This is a genomic window from Shewanella mangrovisoli (assembly GCF_019457635.1).
GTDB lineage: Bacteria > Pseudomonadota > Gammaproteobacteria > Enterobacterales > Shewanellaceae > Shewanella > Shewanella mangrovisoli.
In genome coordinates this window covers 2,475,360-2,499,447 of record NZ_CP080412.1, presented here as the reverse complement: position 1 = coordinate 2,499,447, position 24,088 = coordinate 2,475,360, and the positions used below count along the sequence as shown (strand labels likewise).

General features: G+C 48.5%; 21 protein-coding genes and 8 tRNA genes. 8 read left to right on the top strand and 21 right to left on the bottom strand.

Annotated elements, in window-relative coordinates; all coding sequences use genetic code 11:
- The first annotated feature begins 60 nt into the window (after positions 1-60).
- Entirely contained in the window at positions 61-327 is a 267-nt protein-coding gene (locus K0H60_RS10965; protein WP_220055722.1) for a hypothetical protein, read from the top strand.
- Between the two features lie 179 nt (positions 328-506).
- Here K0H60_RS10965 and nth read toward each other — a convergent pair whose 3' ends face one another.
- From nth to K0H60_RS10900, 13 genes are all read right to left on the bottom strand, one after another.
- Positions 507-1,148 (bottom strand): endonuclease III, encoded by a 642-nt coding sequence (nth, locus tag K0H60_RS10960; RefSeq protein ID WP_011626118.1) that lies wholly within the window; start codon positions 1,146-1,148, stop codon positions 507-509.
- Positions 1,149-1,214: 66 nt separating this feature from the next.
- The gene (locus K0H60_RS10955) at positions 1,215-1,913 is read right to left on the bottom strand and encodes an electron transport complex subunit E (RefSeq protein WP_220055721.1); all 699 of its coding nucleotides are present in this window, start codon (positions 1,911-1,913) and stop codon (positions 1,215-1,217) included.
- Complete coding sequence (rsxG, locus tag K0H60_RS10950; RefSeq protein WP_220055720.1) at positions 1,906-2,544, bottom strand: electron transport complex subunit RsxG; 639 nt, start codon at positions 2,542-2,544, stop codon at positions 1,906-1,908. Before rsxG ends, K0H60_RS10955 begins: the two co-directional genes overlap by 8 nt.
- Positions 2,545-2,599: 55 nt before the next feature.
- Complete coding sequence (gene rsxD, locus K0H60_RS10945; protein WP_220055719.1) at positions 2,600-3,649, bottom strand: electron transport complex subunit RsxD; 1,050 nt, start codon at positions 3,647-3,649, stop codon at positions 2,600-2,602.
- Positions 3,650-3,730: 81 nt separating this feature from the next.
- Positions 3,731-6,331 (bottom strand): electron transport complex subunit RsxC, encoded by a 2,601-nt coding sequence (gene rsxC, locus K0H60_RS10940; RefSeq protein WP_220055718.1) that lies wholly within the window; start codon positions 6,329-6,331, stop codon positions 3,731-3,733.
- A 3-nt stretch (positions 6,332-6,334) separates the two neighbouring features.
- Positions 6,335-6,916 (bottom strand): electron transport complex subunit RsxB, encoded by a 582-nt coding sequence (gene rsxB / locus K0H60_RS10935; RefSeq protein WP_220055717.1) that lies wholly within the window; start codon positions 6,914-6,916, stop codon positions 6,335-6,337.
- Complete coding sequence (gene rsxA, locus K0H60_RS10930) at positions 6,917-7,495, bottom strand: electron transport complex subunit RsxA (RefSeq protein WP_011717121.1); 579 nt, start codon at positions 7,493-7,495, stop codon at positions 6,917-6,919. It abuts the gene before it with no gap.
- A gap of 125 nt (positions 7,496-7,620) precedes the next feature.
- The gene (locus K0H60_RS10925; protein ID WP_220055716.1) at positions 7,621-9,525 is read right to left on the bottom strand and encodes an EAL domain-containing protein; all 1,905 of its coding nucleotides are present in this window, start codon (positions 9,523-9,525) and stop codon (positions 7,621-7,623) included.
- Between the two features lie 208 nt (positions 9,526-9,733).
- Positions 9,734-9,809: transfer RNA gene (locus K0H60_RS10920), tRNA-Asn, on the bottom strand.
- Positions 9,810-9,855: 46 nt separating this feature from the next.
- Positions 9,856-9,931 (bottom strand) — tRNA-Asn (locus tag K0H60_RS10915).
- A gap of 31 nt (positions 9,932-9,962) precedes the next feature.
- A tRNA-Asn gene (locus K0H60_RS10910) sits at positions 9,963-10,038 on the bottom strand.
- 31 nt (positions 10,039-10,069) lie between these two features.
- A tRNA-Asn gene (locus K0H60_RS10905) sits at positions 10,070-10,145 on the bottom strand.
- A gap of 47 nt (positions 10,146-10,192) precedes the next feature.
- Positions 10,193-10,268: transfer RNA gene (locus K0H60_RS10900), tRNA-Asn, on the bottom strand.
- Positions 10,269-10,782: 514 nt separating this feature from the next.
- Between K0H60_RS10900 and K0H60_RS10895 the strand changes: the two genes are divergently transcribed.
- Both K0H60_RS10895 and uvrB read left to right on the top strand, forming a co-directional pair.
- Positions 10,783-10,986, top strand: coding sequence for a hypothetical protein (locus tag K0H60_RS10895; RefSeq protein WP_041412641.1), 204 nt, complete (start codon positions 10,783-10,785; stop codon positions 10,984-10,986).
- Positions 10,987-11,681: 695 nt separating this feature from the next.
- The gene (gene uvrB / locus K0H60_RS10890) at positions 11,682-13,703 is read left to right on the top strand and encodes an excinuclease ABC subunit UvrB (protein ID WP_220055715.1); all 2,022 of its coding nucleotides are present in this window, start codon (positions 11,682-11,684) and stop codon (positions 13,701-13,703) included.
- 143 nt (positions 13,704-13,846) lie between these two features.
- Here the strand turns inward: uvrB and rrtA are convergent, their stop codons facing one another.
- Together rrtA and queC are read right to left on the bottom strand one after the other, a co-directional pair.
- Positions 13,847-14,464: a rhombosortase gene (gene rrtA / locus K0H60_RS10885; protein ID WP_220055714.1), complete on the bottom strand. Its 618-nt coding sequence runs from the start codon at positions 14,462-14,464 to the stop codon at positions 13,847-13,849.
- Positions 14,461-15,180 carry a 7-cyano-7-deazaguanine synthase QueC gene (gene queC, locus K0H60_RS10880; RefSeq protein ID WP_023267229.1) on the bottom strand — a complete coding sequence of 240 codons (720 nt, stop codon included), beginning with the start codon at positions 15,178-15,180 and terminating at the stop codon, positions 14,461-14,463. Before queC ends, rrtA begins: the two co-directional genes overlap by 4 nt.
- A 188-nt stretch (positions 15,181-15,368) precedes the next feature.
- Between queC and queE the strand changes: the two genes are divergently transcribed.
- The gene (gene queE / locus K0H60_RS10875; RefSeq protein WP_220055713.1) at positions 15,369-16,037 is read left to right on the top strand and encodes a 7-carboxy-7-deazaguanine synthase QueE; all 669 of its coding nucleotides are present in this window, start codon (positions 15,369-15,371) and stop codon (positions 16,035-16,037) included.
- A 187-nt stretch (positions 16,038-16,224) separates the two neighbouring features.
- Here the strand turns inward: queE and K0H60_RS10870 are convergent.
- The 3 genes from K0H60_RS10870 to K0H60_RS10860 all read right to left on the bottom strand — a co-directional run bounded on the left by K0H60_RS10870 (position 16,225) and on the right by K0H60_RS10860 (position 16,648).
- Positions 16,225-16,309: transfer RNA gene (locus tag K0H60_RS10870), tRNA-Tyr, on the bottom strand.
- Positions 16,310-16,439: 130 nt separating this feature from the next.
- Positions 16,440-16,524, bottom strand: a tRNA-Tyr gene (locus tag K0H60_RS10865).
- 39 nt (positions 16,525-16,563) lie between these two features.
- Positions 16,564-16,648: transfer RNA gene (locus K0H60_RS10860), tRNA-Tyr, on the bottom strand.
- A gap of 125 nt (positions 16,649-16,773) precedes the next feature.
- On the opposite strand from K0H60_RS10860, the gene K0H60_RS10855 reads away from it, so the two are divergent.
- The 3 genes from K0H60_RS10855 to K0H60_RS10845 all read left to right on the top strand — a co-directional run bounded on the left by K0H60_RS10855 (position 16,774) and on the right by K0H60_RS10845 (position 20,157).
- On the top strand, positions 16,774-17,262 hold the full coding sequence (locus tag K0H60_RS10855; RefSeq protein WP_220055712.1) for a VC2046/SO_2500 family protein: 489 nt from the start codon (positions 16,774-16,776) through the stop codon (positions 17,260-17,262).
- A 235-nt stretch (positions 17,263-17,497) separates the two neighbouring features.
- Complete coding sequence (locus K0H60_RS10850; protein WP_220055711.1) at positions 17,498-17,785, top strand: DUF406 family protein; 288 nt, start codon at positions 17,498-17,500, stop codon at positions 17,783-17,785.
- 188 nt (positions 17,786-17,973) lie between these two features.
- Positions 17,974-20,157, top strand: coding sequence for a putative bifunctional diguanylate cyclase/phosphodiesterase (locus tag K0H60_RS10845; protein WP_220055710.1), 2,184 nt, complete (start codon positions 17,974-17,976; stop codon positions 20,155-20,157).
- An 80-nt stretch (positions 20,158-20,237) separates the two neighbouring features.
- Here K0H60_RS10845 and K0H60_RS10840 read toward each other — a convergent pair whose 3' ends face one another.
- Complete coding sequence (locus tag K0H60_RS10840; protein WP_220055709.1) at positions 20,238-20,732, bottom strand: YchJ family protein; 495 nt, start codon at positions 20,730-20,732, stop codon at positions 20,238-20,240.
- A gap of 27 nt (positions 20,733-20,759) precedes the next feature.
- Positions 20,760-21,338, bottom strand: a complete 579-nt coding sequence (locus tag K0H60_RS10835) for a YybH family protein (protein WP_023267222.1) — start codon at positions 21,336-21,338, stop codon at positions 20,760-20,762.
- A gap of 132 nt (positions 21,339-21,470) precedes the next feature.
- Here K0H60_RS10835 and smrA point away from each other — a divergent pair, with 132 nt between their 5' ends.
- Complete coding sequence (smrA, locus tag K0H60_RS10830) at positions 21,471-22,061, top strand: DNA endonuclease SmrA (protein WP_220055708.1); 591 nt, start codon at positions 21,471-21,473, stop codon at positions 22,059-22,061.
- A 143-nt stretch (positions 22,062-22,204) separates the two neighbouring features.
- Here smrA and K0H60_RS10825 read toward each other — a convergent pair whose 3' ends face one another.
- On the bottom strand, positions 22,205-24,067 hold the full coding sequence (locus K0H60_RS10825) for a M2 family metallopeptidase (RefSeq protein ID WP_220055707.1): 1,863 nt from the start codon (positions 24,065-24,067) through the stop codon (positions 22,205-22,207).
- Between the last annotated feature and the right edge of the window lie 21 nt (positions 24,068-24,088).

Here is a 24,088-nt window from a genome sequence, read left to right as displayed (position 1 = left end):
AGGTGCAAACTGTGCTTGAGGGTTATTTTTATCGGATAGGTTTACTGCAAAGGATTGGATATGGCATTTACTCAAGCGGAACTCGCGTTAATCGCTGCCGCGAAACAAAAAGTGCAGATGGCGCAGCGAGTGCGTGTTGGGGTGATTATGTTACTTATCTTAGGCACGCTTACGCTGCTGGCAGGATTTTGGAGTCACCCGTACGCGATTTATATTGCCTTTGCGCTGGTGGTCTTTGCGGTCGCGCTACCCCAGTTTGGCCAAGGGCCCAAATATGAAGAATTGCTCGCCCTATTGCAGCAAAAAGCCGCTCAACCAAACGATTAATCTGCACCACAGGGCTAATATCAATAGGGCTAATAACAGCATTAATAACAAAAGGACTTTCAGCGAGATCTTCTCTAGCGTGGAAGCCCTTTATAAAAGTTTTCAACCAAAGTGTTTAACAAATTGTCTCCAACAAGAAGCCGTTAACTAAAGCGCTTAACCACAGCCTTGTAGCGCCCTTACTCTTCGGGATAGACCTTTTCTTTAAACTCACACAAATCTTCAATAATGCAGCTACCGCAGCGGGGTTTGCGGGCCAGACAGGTATAGCGGCCATGCAGAATAAACCAGTGATGCACATCGACCTTAAATTCGGCGGGAACAACCTTTAACATGCGTTCCTCGACTTCGACCACATTTTTACCGGGGGCAAATTTAGTGCGGTTTGCCATGCGAAAGATATGGGTGTCGACGGCGATGGTCGGCCAGCCAAAGGCGGTATTGAGCACCACGTTAGCGGTTTTACGGCCTACGCCAGGAAGCGATTCTAGCGCTTCTCTGTCCTCTGGAACTTCGCCATTGTATTTTTCAATCAAGATCTCACAAGCTTTAATCACATTGATGGCCTTGTTGTTATACAGGCCAATCGTCTTGATATATTCCTTTAATCCATCCACGCCTAAGGCATAAATACTGTGGGCGGTATTGGCGACTGGAAATAGTTTATCGGTTGCCTTATTCACGCTCACATCGGTCGCCTGCGCCGATAAAGTCACCGCCACCAACAATTCAAAGGGACTAGAGAAATTCAGCTCGGTTTCGGGTTTGGGATTGTTTTCGCGAAGGCGGGTGAGGATTTGGATGCGTTTTTCTTGATTCATAGTGGTCCTTGTAAGTAGTGGGTTTAACGCTAAACCCACTACTTAAGCTGTTATCTCAATAAGGGCTTAACTCACTTTGGTGATCCGTGCCCGTGTTACGCTTGGCTGCACTGCCGCTTCGGGTTGACGCTCTTTAAGCTTTTTATCGATAACGTTTTTCAGGGCGATAAGTAGGCCCATCACAATAAAGGCGCCTGGCGGTAACATCGCCAGCAAGAAGGGCGTATCGACTTGCCTTACCTGAATAGTTAAGGCTTTTGCCCATGGGCCGAGCAGTTGGTCTGCGCCATCAAACAGGGTGCCTTGGCCGAGAATTTCCCGCGTTGCGCCAAGGACTGCTAAGACTAAGGTAAAGCCAAGTCCCATCATCAGTCCATCGAAGGCGGCGCTAAAGGCATTATTACGGGAGGCAAACGCTTCGGCGCGGCCAATGATAATGCAGTTAGTCACAATCAGCGGTAAGAAGATCCCTAAGGACAAATACAGGCCATAGGCGTAGGCGTTGATCAGCAGCTGCACCGCGGTTACCAGCGCCGCAATGATCATCACAAACACGGGGATACGGATTTCCTTGGGCACATAGTCACGTACCAACGAGACTAAAATGTTTGAACCAATCAGTACCAACATAGTAGCGACCCCAAGCCCGAGGGCATTGGTGAGGGTGGCAGTTACGGCCAGCAGTGGACATAACCCCAGCAGTTGCACCAAGCCGGGGTTATTTTTCCACAGTCCTTGCCAGGCTATTTCGCGATAATTAGTCATGGTTGGCCTCACAATTCAGAGGTTGGCTGAAAATCTCTGCTTGATGCTGAGTAAAGTACCATACGGCGCGTTTAACCGCTTTCACATAGGCGCGTGGTGTGATTGTTGCGCCAGTGAATTGGTCAAAGTCACCCCCGTCTTTCTGCACTTGCCATTGCTTATCATCTTCGGATGTCAGCACTTTTCCGACAAACTTGGTGACCCAATCGGATTTACGTAAATCGATTTTATCCCCAAGGCCCGGGGTTTCTTGGTGGGCAAGTGTGCGTACACCTAACACTTCACCTTGGGTATTGATACCCACAATCAGCTTAATATTGCCGTTGTAACCATCGGGGGCAATAGCTTCGAGGGCGATAGCAACGGGCTTACCCGCAGCAGTGGCGATATAGGCTGGCATGGCATCATCGGTGCCGAGCGCGTCTTTATTCTGCAACAGGGTACATTGCGCGGTCAGCTCATTGTCATGGATCTCATCGGGGATCAACTGATGCAACACGCGCATCAGTTCCTGCTGCTCTTGCTGCTTAATTTTATCTAAGGTCTGTTGATTAACCACTGCCACTAAGCCCGTGCAGAGCAGGGCAAACAGGGCAAGCAGCAAACCATTTTTAATCATTGGATTATTCACTTTTATTCCTCAAGAATCCTTGTTCAAGCTCGCTTGATTCTTTTATGCCACAGGCCTAGCCCGCAGAGTGGCCATAGGTGCGTGGACGCACGTAGTAGTCAATAAATGGTGCGCACAGGTTTGCGAGCAGCACGGCAAAGGCGAACGCATCGGGGTAGCCACCTTGGGTACGAATGACATAGACCAAGACACCGATTAATGCACCGAAAATCAAACGACCGCGTGGACTGGTCGCCGCGGTGACAGGATCGGTCGCGATAAAGAAGGCGGCGAGCATGGTCGCGCCCGAGAATAAATGGAACAGCGGGCTTGCCTGAGTATCGGGGGATAATAAATAGCCGATGCTCGATGCTACAAATAATCCCACCAACACGCCTGTGCTGATGTGCCAACGGATGGCTTTTAATTTAAGCAGCACTAAACCGCCAGCAAGATAAGCTAAATTGACCCAAAACCAACCTACGCCAGTGCCGCCATCGAATATGCTTTTGGCCATACTCTCAGTAGTAGTCAGCCCTAAGGACAGATCGGTTTTGAGGGTATCGAGCGGTGTCGCCATACTGATCCCATCGATGCCGAGACGGAATTGCTCCATACCACTATGGGCGCCGACATTAAAGATCAGTTGCAAGCTATCGATCACACTTGGGGTATTAAGCGCAACCGTACTTGGCGCAATCCAACTGGTCATCTGTACCGGGAAGGAAACCAGCAGCAACACATAGGCGGCCATCGCGGGGTTAAACAGGTTATGACCTAAGCCTCCGTAGAGATGCTTAACGATAACAATCGCAAAGGCTGTGCCCATGACAATCATCCACCAAGGCGCCAGCGGCGGGATCGCAACCCCGATTAAGATCGCCGTTAACATGGCGCTGTTATCGCTTAGACTCGCTTTAATGCTGCGGTTACGCAGTTTCATCACCGCGGCTTCACAGCTCAGGGCAACGATAATCGCCAGTAACACTTGAATAAGCGTGCCCCAGCCGAAAAAGGCGCATTGCACCACAAGGCCGGGTAACAAGCATAAAATGACCCTTTGCATAACCGTTGATGTATGCAAATTACGGGTAACATGGGGTGATGAGGCTATTTTAAACGCCATTGTGATCCCTTTTATCTAATCTTGAGTCACTGATTTTTAAGCTAATAATTTTAAATGCACTGAGCTTTTAAAGCTGCAGTGCTATTCATTTGCATCGCTGATCGCATTCGCTTCTCTGGCCGCTTTTTTGGCTTTCGCACGAGCAACGGCTGCAGCGACCTTGGCCTTTTTCTCAGCTTCGGGACTGAGTGGTGCGCTTGGTTCTGCTACTGAGCTTGATTTATTGCCAGATTCATCGTCTGAATCAGGCTTAGCGTCTGCTACTCGCTCGGGCTGAACTTCGGCAACATCACTCGATTCAGCCTGCAGCGCGGCGGCCTTTTTGGCTTTTGCGCGGGCTACGGCGGCAGCGACTTTGGCCTTTTTCTCATCTTCGGGACTGAGTGATGCGCTTGGTTTAGTGGCTGAGTCTGATTCATTGTCTGACTCATTGGTCGATTTTGGTTTAGCGTCTGCTGCTAACTCGGGCAGAACCTCGGTAACCTCACTCGATTCAGCTTGCTGCGCGGCGGCTTTTTTGGCTTTTGCGCGCGCAACCGCAGCAGCGACCTTAGCTTTTTTCTCATTTTCTGGACTGAGTGGCGTGCTTGGTTCAGCGACTGAGCTTGATTCATTGCCAGATTCATCGTTTGACTCTGGCTGAGCGTCTGCTGCTAACTCGGGCAGAACCTCGGTAACTTCACTCGATTCAGCTTGCTGCGCGGCGGCCTTTTTAGCTTTTGCGCGGGCAACGGCGGCAGCGACTTTGGCTTTTTTGTCATCCACTTCTGCGTTAGCCGTTGTTTCTGTTGCTGGCTTATCTGTGTTGTCTGTCACGACGTTAGTGTCGCCATTGGCATCCGAGTCGGTTTTTAATGCGGCTTTTTTCGCTTTGGCGCGAGCGATAGCTGCGGCGACTTTATCTTTTTGTGATAAAGACTCGGATTGCTCAGTTGGCTTGCTTGGTTTAGAAGAAGCTGTTTGCTCAGAAGAGACTGCTAGTTGAGACGGTTCTGCATCATCGGCCCCTTGCGCCGCAGCGGCGGCTTTCTTGGCCTTGGCTCGAGCAATCGCGGCGGCAACGGCCGCCTTACCCTTAGGCGCCTCAGGGCTGCTTGCATCAGCCGCAACGACCTCGACCGGAGCGTTATCCGCTGTGGTTTCTGCCGCAGCTGCCTTTTTGGCCGCAATCCGCGCCATGGCTTCGGCGACGGCATTCTTATCCGTTGAGGTCATGGTCGTTTGGCGACGCGCAGCGGCTTCCTTAGCCTTGGCTTCGCGGGCGAGCTTTTCTTCCTCGAGGCGTTGAATACGCGCCTCGAAGCGCTGTTTGGCGCGCTCGGCTTGATGCTTTTCATCGGCGGCTTGTTTTAGTGCCGACTTAGCGATGCGGTAGTATTCCACCAGTGGGATATCACTGGGGCACACATAACTACAGCACCCGCATTCGATACAGTCCTTAAGGTTGTAACTGGCCGCCTTGTCATACTCTTCCGCTCTTGCATGCCAAAACAGTTGTTGTGGTAGCAAGAGTGCAGGGCAGGCATTGGCACATTCGCCGCAGCGGATACAGGCCTTATCCTCTGGCGTGGTTCCAATTTCTTGACTGCTGGGCACCAAAATACAGTTTGTGCCTTTTAAAATCGGCACTTGGATGGTTGGTAACGCATGGCCCATCATAGGACCGCCAATAATCACTTTTTGATCGGCTTCGGCGTTAAATTCAGTATGTTTGAGCACATGCTCAACGGGCGTGCCTATGGGTAACCAATAGTTGCCTGGCTTACCCACATTTTGGCCGGTAACTGTCACCACACGTTCAATCAGCGGTTTACCTTGGGTCACGGCTTGGTGAATCGCAAACGCGGTTCCTACGTTATGCACGACAATGCCAAGCTTAGCGGGGATGGAACCTGATGGCACTTCACGCCCCGTGATGATCTGAATAAGCTGCTTCTCACCGCCAGAAGGATACTTGGTTGGTATCGCCGTTACCCGCGTGCTGCCCGCTGGAAGCGTGGATTGGCTCACCGCCTGTTGCATGGCTTTGATGGCTTCGGGCTTGTTGTCTTCGATAGCAATCACAATGCGCTTGGGCGCTAGGAGGCGATGGATAATCCCAATACCCGCCAGAATGTCTTGGCTGTATTCGCGCATTAAGCGATCGTCGGCGCTGATATAAGGCTCACACTCCACGCCGTTGATAATCACTAATTCGATTTCACTGACGGGATTAAGCTTGATATGGCTTGGGAAGGCGGCGCCCCCCATACCGGCAATGCCGGCTCCATGGATTTTGGCAATTATTTCATGATTACTGAGCTCAATTGAGCCAGGCGTTAACTCACACCAGCGATCTTCACCATCGGCGGCAATCACGCAGGTATTGACCGGCAAGGCCGAGGCGTGGTTACTGGCTCTTGGCTCAATGGCGATTACAGTGCCAGAGGTTGGCGCATGCACCGGCAAATGCCAAATCGAGGTGCCTTGAGTTAATGGCGCGCCTTTTAATACTTTGTCACCCACTTTGACTGCAAGAGTGCAGTTCTCACCTACCTGTGGCACAGGCACTAAGTATTCCTGCGCTAATGGCAGTTGGCTAATTGGCGTGGTGTTGGAGAGGAATTTGACTTCAGGCGGATGAATGCCACCGGGTGAGCGCCAAAGGGTTCCTTTATCTAATTGATCTAATAAAGTCAGCACCGCTTATCCTCTCTTTTCTTCGTGCGGGGTCTCTTGGATAAGAGTCACGGGAATGGCGTTTAAGCGCCAGTTCCAGTTTTTTAGATTTTGGCCCACAGGGATCATCTCGATACAGTCAACGGGGCAGGGCTCGACGCAGAGATCGCAGCCTGTGCAGTCGGCGGTGAGCACGGTATGCATGAGTTTGCCCGCACCGATAATGGCGTCGACAGGGCAGGCCTGAATACACTTAGTGCAGCCAATACATTCATCTTCGCGAATGTAGGCGACTTTCTTGACTTGGGACTGAGCCTCGGCATTGAGCGGCTCTGGCTCTACACCCATTAAGTTGGCGAGCTTTTCCATGGTTGCAGTGCCGCCGGGAGGACACTTGTTGACTTTATCGCCATTGGCAATGGCTTCGGCGTAGGGACGGCAACCGGGATAACCACATTGACCACATTGGGTTTGTGGCAGGATAGCTTCGAGTTCATCGACAATGGGATTGCCTTCAACCTTAAATTTTAAGGCGGCAAATCCGAGTAATACCCCAAAGAACAATGCCAATAGGGTCAGTAAGATAACGGCAATTAACATGGTGGACATCTATTTAACCAATCCTGTGAATCCCATAAAGGCTAAAGACATTAAGCCTGCGGTGATCATGGCGATGGCGCCGCCCTTAAACGGCATTGGCACATCGGCGGCCGCTAAACGTTCGCGCATCGCGGAAAACAGAATTAACACTAAGGAAAAACCCACCGCAGCACCAAAACCATAGATAGCTGACTGAATAAAATCGTGTTTCTCGTTCACGTTTAACAGGGCTACACCCAGTACGGCACAGTTAGTGGTGATCAGTGGCAGATAGATACCGAGCGCTCGGTGTAGGGATGCACTGGTTTTTTGCACCACCATCTCAGTAAATTGCACCACCACGGCAATCACCAGAATAAAGCTCATGGTACGCAAGTAGCTGAGGTCAAAAGGCAATAATAGATATTGGTTGACGAGGTAACTGAGAATGGATGCCAAGGTCAACACGAAGGTGGTCGCCATGGACATGCCAATAGCGGACTCCAATTTACTGGAGACCCCCATAAAAGGACATAAACCTAAGAATTTCACTAATACGAAATTGTTGACCAGTACGGTGCTGATCAACAACAGGAGATATTCACTCATCTCAATACTTGTCTAAACGGATCTTGGCCGTATTATCGACTTTTCCGTTTGCATAAACAACATATAGAATGCAGGGTTAACTATCTTTACTGTAAATTTGCGCGCTCCATTAACCCTGCGCTGGTTTAAATTTGGTCAGTTAAGGTAATGGCCTGTGGCTGGGCAATATAATAGCCCTGCAATCCATCGACGAGGAGTTTTTCGAGGGTCAGTTTTTCCTCTTGGCGCTCGACACTGGTGGCGATAACTCGAATGCCGATGCGTCGTGCTACATCCACCATCATCCGTACGAAGAACTTATTATTGCTATCTTCATCGATTGATGAGGTGTAGCTGCCATCGAGCTTAATGTAGTCGGGGCGCACTTCACTGAAGAATTTGAAGGAGGTAAAGCTCATCCCGAAGCGCTCAATTGAGACCCGCGAACCGACACTATGGACTTCTCGGACAAACTTATAGCTGGCGCCTAAATTGGCCTGCATACCGGATTCGTTGATCTCAAACACTAGGCGAGAAGCGATGTATTTATGTTTGCTCAACACATCCCTTAACCAGCCTACAAACAATTCTTGATGGGCCGAAAAGGCGCTGATATTGACGCCAAAGTTGCCGCTAATGGTCGGATTTTCTTTAAGCATTCTTAATGTGCTGATCACCACTAATTTATCTAATTCCGTGCTCATGCCGTGGCGCTCGGCCATGGCGATGACGGTGGTGGTAGGTAAAAACTTGCCTTCGTTGTTGTAAAAACGTGCGAGTAACTCGCGATAGACCTCGACATCATTGCGGCAAGGCTGAATCGGCTGTTGAAAAAATTTCAACGCTTGGCGGGTGATTAAGTCGTTGATTGCCACTTTCCAACGGTCATCCCCAAACTGCTCATCGCCGTTGAGTTTCTCTTGAATATGGAAACTATTGGGACCTAAGGTTTGCGCAATGCTGACAGCGGTGTCTGCTAAGGAGAGCAAATTAACGGGATCGGTCCCCTGTTGATAAGGCACTAAGCCAATGTGCGCCACCGATTCGGCTCGGGTCATTTGTTGGTATTCATCGAGGAACACTTTAAGTTGTTCTAAAAATTTAGGACCGTCTTTTAACACTAAATCAGGTAAAAAAATCGCAAAATCGGCACTGGAGACACGGTAACACTCAGAATCGGGATATTTTGAACAAGCCTTACGAATGCAATTGGCAACACTCGCGAGATAATCATCACCTGCAGAGCGGCCTTGCAATTGGTTCACATGGGAAAGCTCAGTCGCTTTGACCATGGCTAACAGCCCGAGTTGTGGGATGCTGCGATTACTGATGCTTTCTAATTTCGTGGTAAAAGGTGGGCGACTGCCAAAACCCGTCACAGGATCTTGATAAGCGGCTTTATGTAATTTTTGATTTTCTTGGGTCAGTAAATCCAGTTTAGATTTGAGCTGAGTTCGGCAGTCTTCTAAGGCTAATTTCACTGGCGCCATTTCACCGTTAAGCTTCGAAGATTCAATGGCAGAAAAATTCATGTCAGGAATGTGGGAGATATACTCTGCCGCATAACGGATAGCTGATTTTAATTTGTTGATAAGAAAAGTAAAAACAACAATCAACAGGATATAGGTCAGTACCAATACCATCCCCAATTGCTGGGTACTGGTGATCGCATTTTCAATCGCTTGATCGGCACTCAACTTAACCTGTAAACGCCCCGCAGCCAGTTTTTGCGTATGGGATAAATCTAAGGCAAACAATCCGGCTAGCAGGTGAGGGCTCTGGGAGTTGAGATCGCCCTGAGTAAAATTAAGTTGTCCGTCGGTATCATCGACATATTGGAAAAATTGCAGCGGATAATGGCTGGCAATACTTTGGTAAAGCTCAGCGCCATTACCTTGCCATTGGGCAAAGTTACCCATGTACTGTTTAAAGTTATTGAGCTCTTGCTGTTGCTGCACTTGGAGCTGATTATTTTCGTTGTGATAAACCCAACCAAACAGCCCTAAAAAAATCAACAATAAAAAGATGGGATATGATTTAGACATCGCCATAAAAATCCGCTCTCAATGTGGTGAAGTATTTGCGGACAGAATATTAAGAGAGTGCTCAGTCAATATCCCTATCTGCGTGATGATACTCGGAATTTTGGTTAACAAACTGCTTACAGTGTAACCGTATTTGGCGTAAAACAGAAATGAAAACACACGCCTAGATGACGAGTTATTGGAGCTTAGAAGATTGGATGGACTCGCAAGAAAGTGGCTCCCCTGACTGGACTTGAACCAGTGACATACGGATTAACAGTCCGCCGTTCTACCGACTGAACTACAGGGGAGTAGAGGGTGCGATATTGCTATCGACTTGAGATATCATCTTGAAAGTGGCTCCCCTGACTGGACTTGAACCAGTGACATACGGATTAACAGTCCGCCGTTCTACCGACTGAACTACAGGGGAATCGTTTTAACGCAACAGCTTGATAATTAAGTGGCTCCCCTGACTGGACTTGAACCAGTGACATACGGATTAACAGTCCGCCGTTCTACCGACTGAACTACAGGGGAATCGTTTTAACGCAACAGATTGATAATTAAGTGGCTCCCCTGACTGGACTTGAACCAGTGACATACGGATTAACAGTCCGCCGTTCTACCGACTGAACTACAGGGGAATCGTTAGTTACCTAACTGCATCCTCACTTTTATCGAGATTGAAATTTGGCTCCCCTGACTGGACTTGAACCAGTGACATACGGATTAACAGTCCGCCGTTCTACCGACTGAACTACAGGGGAATCGTTTCTCTTGTCTCGATGACTCGTTGAGAACGGAGCGCATAGTAAAACGCTCTGTGGGATGAGTCAACTCGAGTTACTAAAAAAAGTGTAATTATGCTGTTAAGTGCTCATCTAATGTGCATTGCGGTGTAGAAATCAGCATTTTGATGAAGAAATAACTTATGTTTTCGTAAGATAGCGTATGTAAACATCCAAACTCAGTTGGCTTTTATCCGCCAGTAAAAATCCCCAAAAGGCTTAATTGATTAAATTGACAGCAGTTATTGGGGTTAATGGTTAATTTGAAATTTCTAAAAGCTCGGTCTTAACTAGATAAAGTTCAAATTCGTGGCAACGAAACGGCACGATTGAGGTCGAATTGAGTATGCGGTATTCAATTTGACCTTTGCGCCGATGCAAAGCAATGGGTAAAGCGATAACCCAAGACACTTCACATTATCCCTATAGCGACAGGTAGGCGCCATTTTTAACGATATAAGTGGCATCGAAAACATCCCGAGAGGTGATAACTATGGCAATGAGTCGATTAGCGCAAGCGGAAGCCTTACTTCAGGAACCGTTGACTTTAGATGTACTGCGTCAATACCGTGAATTATCTATGCACTTAGATGACCCTGATTTTCAAAAAATCCAAGACTTAGCCGAAATCCTCTTTGTGGTTGCATCGGCTGATGAAGCACTTTTTGCCGCCGCGTTAGCAGAGGACTTAATTTAGCGCAGTTATCCGGAGCGGTGATCAATCAGGAGAACGAGCCTTATATAAAGGCTTTGCCGACATTAATACGTCGTGAATGGGTAAACGCTGTCATTTTATGCTGCAATGCCAAGGTTAAAGCCTAACAGTTGGACATGTATCAGATTTTTCGAATGCTTGCAGCTGTAACAAGTAGTAACATTTATCAAATGTAATTAAATTACCAAAGCCGTCCATCAGCTGACGCTAGGGTGAAATACTCCTCAATCCCGCATGGTTTCTCACTTATTTCGACTTATCAACAAATTCTGTGGATAACCCTGTGAGTTGCGGCTTGAAACAGGCAGCAAAGCCTTGCCGTGCGGGCGATGGACTTAAATTGCACTATTTTGGCGATAAAAATATTAAGCCATATTTTTCAGATAGATAATAATTGCAAGCCTTATCTTTTTCTGACTCGATTCAGGTTGCAATTTTGTAAGCAAGTGAAAGTCAACTCTTGTGTATTAATTTGGCATTTCTCCTGAGTTTTAGGGCGTTTTATCGCCAATTTGAGCATTAAAACCTCGTGGTCAAAAAGTTTCACTTTCTGTCCATCAAACTGTCATCCACTTGAGTTAATGCAAATCTGTGCGCATGGTTTAAGAAGGATAACTGCTGGAGCTTAATGGACGACTTGATTAGAATGAGTCGACTAACCACAAGGATATGTTCGCGTGTCAGAATCTGTTTTTCAGCTTGAATCCCAATTCGCCCCCGCAGGGGATCAGCCCACGGCCATCGCCAAGTTGGTCGATGGCCTCGAATCTGGCCTAGCTTGTCAAACCCTTTTGGGGGTGACGGGCTCGGGTAAGACATTCACCATCGCTAATGTGATTGCCCAGCTTGGGCGCCCGACGATTATTATGGCGCCAAACAAGACACTGGCGGCGCAGCTTTATGGCGAGATGAAAGAGTTTTTCCCCAATAATGCGGTGGAGTACTTCGTCTCTTATTACGACTATTACCAGCCAGAAGCCTACGTACCCGCATCGAACACCTTTATTGAAAAGGATGCGTCGGTCAACGCCCATATCGAGCAAATGCGTCTCTCGGCCACGAAAGCACTGCTGGAGCGTAAGGATGTGGTCTTGATTGCCTCTGTATCGGCAATTTACGGTCTTGGCGATCCCGATTCTTACATGAAGATGCTCTTGCACCTACGCCAGGGCGATACCATGGGACAGCGGGATATTCTTAAGCGCTTGAGTGAACTGCAATATACTCGCAACGATCTCGAGTTGCAGCGCGGTACCTTCCGCGCCCGTGGAGAAGTCATCGATATTTTCCCCGCCGACTCGGATCGCTACGGTATTCGGGTAGAGCTGTTTGACGATGAAATTGAACGTTTAAGCGAGTTTGACCCGTTAACGGGGCAGATAGTTAAGCGCATTGCGCGCACCACTGTGTATCCGAAAACCCACTATGTGACGCCGCGGGAAAAAATCCTCGAAGCGACCGAGTTAATTAAAGAAGAGCTACGTGAGCGCAAGCAGTATTTACTCGACAACGATAAGTTGATTGAAGCGCAGCGGATCCACGAGCGGGTGCAATACGATATCGAGATGATGGTCGAACTGGGTTATTGCTCCGGTATTGAAAACTACTCACGCTACTTGTCGGGTCGTGCACCGGGTGAGGGACCGCCAACCTTGCTCGATTATTTACCCGCCGATGGTTTGTTGATTATCGACGAGTCCCACGTCACTGTGCCGCAAATTGGTGCCATGTATAAGGGTGACCGCTCCCGTAAAACCACGCTTGTGGAATATGGCTTCCGTTTGCCTTCGGCGCTCGATAACCGGCCGCTGAAGTTTGAAGAGTTTGAGCAACTGATGCCGCAGACCATTTATGTGTCGGCAACACCAAACCCTTACGAGCTGGATAAGAGTGGCGGCGAGATTGTTGAGCAAGTCGTGCGGCCAACGGGTTTGCTCGATCCCGAGTTAGAAGTGCGCCCGGTCAGCATTCAAGTGGACGATCTGCTCTCCGAGGTGGCCAAGCGCGTTGCCGTTAATGAGCGGGTGCTTGTCACCACCTTAACCAAACGCATGTCGGAGGATTTAACCGAATACCTCGATGAACACGGTGTCAAAGTCCGCTACTTGCACTCGGACATCGATACCGTAGAGCGGGTGGAGATCATTCGCGATCTGCGCCTCGGTAAGTTTGATGTGCTGGTCGGCATCAACTTGCTGCGTGAAGGCTTAGACATGCCCGAGGTTTCCTTGGTCTGTATTCTGGATGCGGATAAGGAAGGCTTTTTACGTTCGGAGCGCTCGCTTATTCAGACCATTGGCCGCGCCGCGCGTAACGTCAATGGCAAGGTTATCCTCTATGCGGATAGGATCACCCAATCGATGGCCAAGGCGATGGGCGAAACAGAGCGCCGCCGTGAGAAACAACACGCCTACAACCTTGAGCATGGCATAGTGCCAAAAGGCGTAGTCAAGCGTATTACCGATGTGATGGATGTGGACGATGGCAGAGACACTGAAAAGGGTTATCGCCAAGCGTCACTGGGTAAAGTGGCCGAACCTAAAGCCAAACGTTATCAAGCCGATGCGGCGCAGCTGAGCCATGATATCGACAAGCTCGAGAAGCAAATGCATGAGCATGCGCGTAACTTGGAGTTTGAACAGGCGGCAGCCCTGCGTGATGAGGTGAAACGTTTACGGGAGTTGCTGATCACCGCCTAACTAAAATTTGTGTCTTAGCTCGTTAGACGTAGGACTGCGATGCTAATCAAGCAGATACCAAGGTTCACTACCTAATAAAAAGCCGCCAACATAACAATGTGAGGCGGCTTTTTTATGGCATGTTTTTATCAAAACAGGAGAGATTAGCGCAAGGTTTCCTTGGCGAATCTGGTTCGCTGGAACACAAACACCATAAGCGCGCAGACTAAGCCACAGATCAGGCCGACTAAATGCGCCTCGGTGGCCACGCGTGCACCAATCATGGCGGTCACATCATCATTGGCACCATAAAACTGTTCATGGCCGACTTTAACTATCACGCCGAGTAGCAGCAAATAACCCGAGCGGAGATGACGGCGAATATCTTGCACTGCACCAAAGGTGAATAGGCCGTGTAACATGCCGCTCAGTCCCACATAGCCTAATAGCTGCGGATAACCCAGATACAGGCCAATGCCTTCAAATAGACAAAGCAGAATAAACAGCGCGGTTAAGCCCTTGAGCCAGTAATGAAAGTGATGCAAAAACAACACTACCCATAATCCTGCGAGGTTCATCAGCAGGTGCCAATGATTGGTATGCAGCAGATTACCTGTGATCAGGCGCCACCACTGACCGTCACTGATGGCGCTGCGGCGATAGGCGAGCAGATTATCTATGCTCGGGGTAAAAAGCCCCGCAATATACAAGAGCGCACAGAGCAGACTGACGATAAGCGCCAGCCAATAGGGGCCGAGTGTTTTTAACGTCACCAGTCTCACGCCTGCGGTTTACCCGTTTCAGTTGCCTTGTCGAGCGAGGCCATTACCTCTGCTTTATTTTGCAGGTAATCCTCTAAGCCCCGTTTGCGAAGATGGCAGGCTGGGCAGTCACCGCAACCATCACCGACTATGCCGTTATAACAGGTCAGGGTATGGTGGCGAACTAAATCGAGCTGCTGGTATTTATCGGCCAGCGCCCAGGTTTGGGCCTTGTTGAGCCACATTAATGGGGTGATGATCTCAAGCTTTTTGTCCATGCCTTGCACCAGTGCCGATTCCATCGCACGCACAAAGTCGTGGCGACAGTCGGGATAACCCGAAAAATCGGTTTCGCAGACACCGGTAATAATCGCCTCGGCCCCTAATTGATAGGCGTAGATCCCTGCCAAAGTCAAAAACAGGATATTGCGGCCAGGCACAAAGGTATTGGGTAAGCCATTTTCCATTAATTCGTGGGACACGGGGATGGCATCGCGGGTAAGGGCAGAAATTGCTAACTCATTGAGTAAGCTCACATCCATAACCTTATGGCTAGTGATCTTTAAGCGCTTGGCGAGGGATTTGGCAACTTCAATTTCTTCACGGTGACGTTGACCATAATCGAAGGTGATCCCGTGGACTTCATCAAACTGAGTTAAGGCTTGAATAAGACAAGTCGTTGAGTCTTGTCCGCCACTGAAAACCACTACCACCTTTGAAACTGACGCTGCTGACATAGGATCCACTTAAATTAACACATAAAATAGGGCGTAAGTGTAACTCAGGCGCTAGGGCTTGCAAACTCTTTGCTGGCGTGTGGCGACGGGCATATCGCTCTTGGCATCACTCTGTCTGAGGCGGTAAAAACTTGCAGCTGCAGCTAAAATCCTCTATAAATGCCGCCCCAGAAAAACGGAACGCTAGCATGAATTACCCAGTCAACGAAGTCTTTGAAACCATTCAAGGTGAAGGTGTCTTTACCGGAGTGCCCGCCATTTTTGTACGTTTACAGGGTTGCCCTGTGGGATGTGCTTGGTGTGATACCAAACAGACTTGGGATCTGCTTGAGGAAAACAAGGTGTCACCCGAACAAGTGATCACCGTCGATGGTTCCGTAGGGCGCTGGGCTAACCATACGGCGCAGAGTCTTATCGAGGCGTTCAACGCTAAGGGATATACGGCGCGCCATGTGGTGATCACCGGTGGTGAGCCTTGTATGTACGATCTGCATGAATTAACCCACACGCTCCATGCTGCCGGTTTTGCCACTCAAATCGAGACCAGCGGCACCTTTGAAGTGAAGTGCGATGCTGATACCTGGGTGACTGTCTCGCCAAAGATCAATATGAAAGGGGGTTATAAGGTGTTAGCGCAGGCCTTGATCCGCGCCAACGAGATAAAGCACCCGATAGCAACCGAAAATCATATCGACGAACTCGATGAGTTACTTAAAGGGATTGATGTGTCGGCGAAAACTATTTGTCTGCAACCGATCAGCCAAAAACCAAGGGCGACGGAATTAGCGATGAAGGTGTGTATTGCCCGCAGCTGGCGTTTATCGATTCAGACCCATAAGTACTTGAATATCGATTAATGGCCACTTAGCTCAGCAGCATGGGTCTCTAATGCTCAGAAATAGTTTTAACGCTCCGAATGGGGCGTTTTTTATCAGCAAAATCCATGGATTAAAGGTTAAGCGATAGAATAAGTTTGAATAAGCGTGAGTAAGACTAAGAAAACTGGGAGAATGACGCGAGATAAAGTGTGAGAGAAGAAAGAAGTGGTGGAGGGAGAAGGATTCGAACCTTCGAAGGCGGAGCCGTCAGATTTACAGTCTGATCCCTTTGGCCACTCGGGAACCCCTCCACATATTTTCTTCAACTTTTAACTCTGACTTATTAAGACGGATTTAAAAGTTATCTTAAATCTTGGCCGGATTTAAGGATAAAGCAAGTTTACAGCAGACTAACGATTGTCGAACTACACAAGATAAAAGTGGTGGAGGGAGAAGGATTCGAACCTTCGAAGGCGGAGCCGTCAGATTTACAGTCTGATCCCTTTGGCCACTCGGGAACCCCTCCACGAGTATCTTTTATAGCATCGCTAATTGTTAGTGCAAATGGTGGAGGGAGAAGGATTCGAACCTTCGAAGGCGGAGCCGTCAGATTTACAGTCTGATCCCTTTGGCCACTCGGGAACCCCTCCTCAATTGCGGCCGCCATAGTAGTCAGAAACGTTTGGCATGTAAAGTCTAAATATGAAAATTTTCCTAAAGTTCTTGTTCAACTGGTCGATTAACTAACAACGAGTTGTTTTAATGATGTTTTTTTATGCAAATCGATGTTCCTTTAATCAACGAAGCCCAAATTGGCTCCCGCTTAAATGCGGCAATAGAACACAACAGGCGAGGTGAGTTCGCCCTGTTGCTATCGCTATTGTCTGCAGATGCGAGGGACATGGCGCAGTTTCAATGGCAAAAAGAGCTCGATAATGCAGAAAAATTGCAACGTCAGTTTGAGTTACCCCCAAAACAAGCGCTTGTGGCGGATTTATCGACGGATAACAATGTTACCGACAATAGTGCCGTTTTCGCCGAGCAAGGGGCGAGGGCGTTTCAACTGCAACAGGCATTGCGCCCTGAAGCCTTAGTGATCCGCGGTGGCGAGCCTATCGCCATGGCTGAAGCCTTAAGCAATTGCGATCTCACCACACGCCTGCGTCAACGTGGGCAATTGCCATCTCCTAAAATGGACATCATGCATTTTGCCGATCTACTGGCGATTCAACGTAACTTGATGCCGTTATTAGCCAGCGCCTAGCCAGTCTCCAAGTCACTATCGGGCCGTTGAGGAAGATTCGGTCTTTAAAAACATCTAGACTTTAAGGGAATTGTTGACCAAATAGCCATCAACTGTGTCGTTACACAATAATAAGCGTGAGCTAAAGCTGAGTCTCTGACGTCACAGTTATCTATAATAAGGCGTTAATGATGCAGCTTTAAGTTGATGCATCACCCTTAAATGCAGCTGTATAGCGATTAATGAGGAAAAACAGATGAAAGGTATCATTGCAGGACAAGCGGCTACCGTAAACGACACTTGCACCGATTGTGGCAGTTTTGTGGATATAGGCGCTGTGATTGATGAGCAGGATACAATGCTGGAGTTATCCTTTGCGGGTGCACAGGCTGAGGTCGAAGCCAGCAAGATGCTGGAACGGGCTCAAGCGCGCTTTAGCCAAACCCAAGGTAACATTGTCAAGAATGACGCAGGCGTTATCCTCAAGCTGGTCTTCGATGTGAGTGTCGAGAAGATGATTTTCCAATTAGAGAACGGGCTGTAAGCATAAAACCCTGCGGTAAATGTTGATTAATTTGTAATAAATTGTGCTCGATGTTGCTGTTTGAAATGCCAATGTGTAATCTGCATCGACAAAAATATTCAGGATTGGCGCAATTAGCACGCTGAAATGAGTCGTGCTACTCGCTGTAGTATCTGTGTTACCCAACACGATGTTTTGTAGGGATTAGAGTGAAGCGACGTCAACATCAGCACTTATTAGAGTCTTTAGTTCATTCTACGGCTAAGCAGCAGGGCGACTTTACGAAAACCGCAGAGCTAGCAACAGAGCTACTCTGTGAGAATTTAGCCGTTTCTCTGGTGTCGGTTTGGATTTTTTCTGCCGATCAATCTAGCCAATCCCTCGTCGCGCAATTTGGCGCTATGGCCCTACAAGACACTTACCGCCCCTCGCAGTTGCAGACGCTGCCTCGTTATTTAAATGAACTCAAAAATCATCGCCATATCGATGCGGGTAATTCGCTTATCGATCCGCGTTTGACTGAGTTAGTCGATAACTACTTTATCCCTCGGCAAATTTTATCCAGTCTCGAGATTGGCATTCGCATTAATGGCCATCTCGAAGGGGTGCTTTGCCTTGAGCGAGCGCAACTGACTCACCATTGGCACGACAGCGAAATCCATCTTGCCTGCCAAATGGCCGATCAGCTGGCCTTAACGCTGGCCACTAAACATACCTATGATAAAGAAGAACGCCTAAGTCTATTTCGCTGTGCCACCGAGCAGTCACGCCAGATGAGCATGCTGATTAACCTGCACACCGAAAAAGTCGAATACGTCAACCAAGCCCATGAAGAGATCACTGGCTTAGCGCGTGAAAAAAGCATTGGCGCCAATTTACGTGAGTTAAGTTTTTTTAAGCAGCACAATCAATTAGCTGAGCAAACCTTAGCGCAGATCTTCAGAGGCGAGCAAGCCAAGGGCGAGGTACAATTCAATCGTGCCGATGGCAGTCGCTACTGGCTCAAGTATGTGGTCAGTCAATTTATCACCGATCGCGGCAATCATTACGCCTTAGTGTCGGGTGAAGAAAGCACGGATGAGCACAATTATAAGGCGGAGCTGGAGCGTTTAGCTTGGCGTTGCAGCCTCACTGGGCTGAATAATCGCAGCCACTTTAATCGGGTATTAGAGAAAACCACCAATGGATTGTTGCTGCTGGTCGATTTAGTGGCCTTTAAACGATTTAACGATACCTATGGCCATGAAAATGGCGACAGCTTGCTGATCGAAATTGGCCGCCGCTTAAAACATTTTTCGGAAATCAATAAGGCGACCGAAATCGCCCGTGTCGGCAGTGACGAATTTGCTGTGTTGCTCACCGATGATAACGCGGTTTACGATCTCGATTATTTCAGTACCCGTCTATATCAGCATTTAGCCATGCCGATTTTAATTGGTCGTGAGCAAATTGAACCTAAACCCGCACTTGCGGTTGTCGATATCGCTTCGGTGGCGAATCTGTTCGCACCGCTGACCTGCGCCGATATTGCGGTGCAATACGCGAAGAAGAAAAAGGGCACGGCCATTCAAGTGTTTAACAGCACTTTGCTCAGTGCCTTTAAGGAAGATGCGCAAATCGAGCGTGATTTGCATAGCGCTATCCGCGGCCGTCAATTTGAACTTTATTATCAACCCTTACGGGACCTTGAGCAGCAAACCTATATCGGTGCTGAAGCCTTGATCCGCTGGCATCACCCCAAAAAAGGTGTGCTGTATCCCGGCGCGTTTATCGATATTGCCGAGCAATCAGGGATGATCAACGCCATTGGCAGTTGGGTGCTTGAAGCCGCGTGTCGACAACTAAATATTTGGCAGCACCATAATGCCGATTTGAGCATGCATGTTAACGTGTCTGCGCGGCAGTTTTTTAGCGGGAACCTGTATGAGCAAGTCTGGCAACTGCTGACGCGTTATCGTTTAAAGCCCAAAACCCTAATCCTTGAGATCACCGAGACCGAATTAATGGGCGACATTCGCCATGCCACGCTCTTATGTCAGGAATTAGCGGAGCTGGGTGTGGGGCTGGCCATCGATGATTTTGGCACGGGCTACAGCTCGATGCGTTATCTTAAACAGTTCCCGATCAGTAAGTTAAAAATTGACCGCTCCTTTATCTCCGATCTCACCATTAGCCGCGAAAGCCAAGAAATCGTCTCGGCCATTATCGCGATGGCGAGCGCGCTCAACATTTCCTTGACCGCAGAAGGGGTTGAAACCGCTGAGCAGGAAGCATTTTTAGCCAAGAGTTTTTGCCATCAGGCGCAGGGATATTTATACAGCCCAGCGCTGCGAGAGCCCGAGTTTGCACAATTCTTATTGGCGGCGAAAGAACCTAGTCTTGTGACGCATTAACCATTCAGATTAGCCGTTCTGGCGATATAAAAACAAAAGGCAATCAATCGATTGCCTTTTGTTTTACAAACCATCTTTTGTTAACCCTTCATGCAGCACTGCTTAAACTTCTTACCGCTGTGGCAGACGCAGGGATCATTACGTCCCGGCAATTTGGCATGCATTTGATGGCCTTTAGTGTAAAACCAACGATCTTGCTCGAAGATAAACTCCGAGCGCTCGTAAATGGCATCAATCTCGCCACTCATTTTATACCAGGCTTTGAAGGTTACAGTACCGTGCTTGCGGCCATCGGGGTGAATGGTTTCATCGGCGGATAACACATCAAGCCCTAACCATTGGGGATGTGGACCTTGTTGGAGCTGTTCAAGGGTTAAGCCATCGAGGTAATCTGCATGGTGCGTTTTGATGATGTAATCAAAATTTTTCAACGTAAAAGCACAGTAGCGAGAACGCATTAATTGCTCAGGACTCATCGCCAGTTGTGCGCCAGAATCGAGACCTATATGCAGTGCTTGGCAACAATCTTGATAGATTTTTTGGCTGCCGCAAGGGCAGGTTTTTTCGTGAGTCATAATAATATTGCTTTAAAATATAAACAATTATTGCTTTTTCTTTTGGCTATCAGGTAACGGTGGGAACTGGCGGCCATAGTAAAGATTGGGTACAGGTTTGGCATTCAAATAGAAACTAGGTTCGGCACGGTTGTTCATATCCAGCGTAACGTTCCAGCGCTGCTGAGAGTCCTTTTGAGTGCCAATCACAAATTTGCCTGCAAACTCACTCACAGGTTCACCAGTCTCTTCAGCGGGGTAAAAACGCACTAGATAATAGCCAGTGTCAAACGCACTATTGCCCGATAACTTACGGTTAAGCACCCGAAAATCGATATCGATTCGGGCCTTTTTATTGCGAATTTTATCGAAAAATCGCTGGTAAATAGCAACAATGCTCTCGCGGCCATAATAGATTTCTTTACTTTGACTTTCAGAGAGATAGCTTGCGTCTTTCGAATATATTTCTGCGGTAACTTCGGGGTCAAGCTCGGTAAATGCTTTAGTGAACAGCGGATAATTGGCATTGATCAGCTGATCGGTAGTCGTGGTAGTTTTGGCTTTTGTGGGAGTAGCAAAGCTTGGAAGCGACAATAGGCATATCAGGGCTAGCAGCAAAAATCTCATTACATTATTCTAATCAAGCATTCATGGCGCCACTATAATGGAGGTACCCGCTGAACTAAAGGGTTGAATGTTTACAAAGTGTGTTTCTGTTCTAAAAGTGCACACTGAGCGTTAAGAGTGGAGGAGCTTGCCATGCTAGATGATGAATCGGCACTGTTTTTTGAAGAAATGGCGGGAGTTGTGCCACTTAAGGGCGATGTGAAGGCGGTTAATCTACAACCTAAGGCATTAACGGATGAGCAGCTTCAGCGTCGTGAAGCGCTGCAACGAGAAGCCTATTTGGCCTGTATGCCCTTGGATTTGAGTTTGATCCCGATTATTGCGCCCGATGATATTGCCAGTTTTAAGCGCGAAGGGGTGCAGGGGGCGGTATTTAAGCGTCTAAGGCTGGGGCAATACAGCATTAAGATGGAGTTAGATGTACATGCCTACCGTTCGAGTCAGGCCCGTGATGCCTTACTCAATTATTTGCTAGCGGCGCAGGCCCATGGCGAACGCTGCGTCATGATTATCCATGGCAAGGGGCATAACAGTAAACCCGTGGCCGGCCTGCTGAAATCTGCCGTCTGCCATTGGTTATCTCAGCTTGATATGGTGCTGGCCTATCATTCGGCGAAAACCGAGCAGGGCGGTACGGGCGCCCTGTATGTGATGCTGACTAAATCCGAACAGCTTAAGATTGAGAATAAAGAGGCAAACCGTAAGGGGATGAGTTGGCGTTAATAGGTTTGTGAACACATTGATTTTTCTGATAGTTACTCGCGTTCGTTATTAATGCCGAAACTTAAAAAGAAAATGCCCAACATCGTTGGGCATTTTTATCGGTTTAGTTTAAGGCGTGGATATGACTTGCACCTGAGGCTTAATTACCAACCACATTGACGATTCGCCGCCGTATTTTGCTCATCGAGCCAGGTTTTAAGCGGCGCAAAATAATCGAGTACGGCTTTGGCATCCATCCCCTCAGTACCTGTCACTTCTTTTAAAGCAACTGGCCAAGGCTGGCTTGCACCCAGCTCTAACATTTTGTTGAGTTTTTCCCCAGCGGCTTGATTGCCATAAATACTGCATCTGTGCACAGGTCCTTTATCACCGGCGGTATCACACAGCGCCTTATGGAACTGGAATTGCAAAATATGCGCGAGGAAGTAGCGGGTATAAGGCACGTTACCGGGCACATGGTACTTGGCACCTGGGTCAAAATCGGCTTCAGTGCGGTCTGTCGGCGCCTTAACACCTTGGTATTTCTCCCTTAATTCCCACCAGGCTTGGTTATATTGCGCTGGAGTAATTTCACCGCTAAAGACTTTCCAGCGCCACTGGTCAATCATCAAACCAAAGGGTAGGAAGGCGATTTTATCCAGAGCTTGCTTTAACAATAAGCCAATATCCTTGGAAGCATCGGGCACGTCTTCGAGCAAACCAATCTGTTTTAGATAGCTTGGGGTGATAGATAGCGCGATCGTGTCACCAATGGCTTCATGGAAACCATCATTGGCACTGTTTTTAAACAGGAAAGGCTGCTGTTTATAGGCTCGTTGATAGAAGTTGTGTCCAAGTTCGTGGTGAATAACGGTAAAGTCTTCAGCGGATTTTTGGATACACATCTTGATGCGAATATCGTCAAGGTTGTCTAAATCCCACGCCGAGGCATGACAAACGACATCACGATCCTTAGGTTGTAAGAATAAAGAGCGACTCCAAAAACTGTCTGGCAGCGGCGCAAACCCTAACGAGGTGAAAAAGCTTTCGGCTTGTTTGACCATCTTGCGCTCATCATAGACTTTCTGCTCGAGCAATTCTGTCACATCGTAGCCAGGATCGGCATCGTCTGGGGCGACGAGATCGTACACATTACCCCATTGCTGAGCCCACATATTTCCCAATAAGTGGGCGGGGATCGGGCCGGTTTTCGGCGCAATGGTGTCACCGTATTCGTTATTCAGCTCGCCGCGAACATAACAATGCAGGGATTCGTAGAGAGGCTTAACTTGTCCCCATAAACGGTCTAATTCCTGCGAAAATTCATCGGGTTTCATATCGTATTGGCTGCGCCATAACTCAGAGAGATTAGCGTAACCTAGATCTTTTGCCCCTTCGTTGGCGAGTTCGACTTCACGTTGAAATAATGGGCGCATCGGTTTTGCAATTTCACGCCAGCCTTTCCACGCCTCAAGCAGCTTGGCTGGGTCTCGCGACTCCGCCATCAGGCTCGACAGCTCTGGCTGGGTCATACACTTGCCATCGGCGAAACAGTATTTGCCTTTACCGTAGAGTCCATTGAGCTCAGAGCTTATTTGCGCGAGCTCAGCATTTTTTGCAGGATCAAGCGGCGCGGGTAACACGAGTGCACTGCGCAGAATATTCAGTTTGCGGGCATTGGCCGAATCGAGTTCCACATTGGCGTATTTGGCAGCTTCAGTAGCGAATTTGACCGAAGCGGCACTGACTTTTTCACCCACTGCGGCCGAGAGCGCAGCGGTATCTTCGGTGATGAAGTTACTGTAAATCCATTCGGCGCGGTTGGCTTCGATGGAAAGCTGTGCCATCTGGGCTTCAGCATCTTGAATAAAGGCGATGGCCTGAGCTTTATCGGGCGCGGCCTGAGTTGCAGCCGGCGCTGCTGCAGTAGTTTCGGCCTTGCTTTGGGCATCATTACAGGCGGTTAAACCTAAGGCTAGCGCGATGGTGAGTGCGAGCGTGGTGGGACGATTCAATAGAATAGCCATGTATTGCAGTCCTTTGTTGTT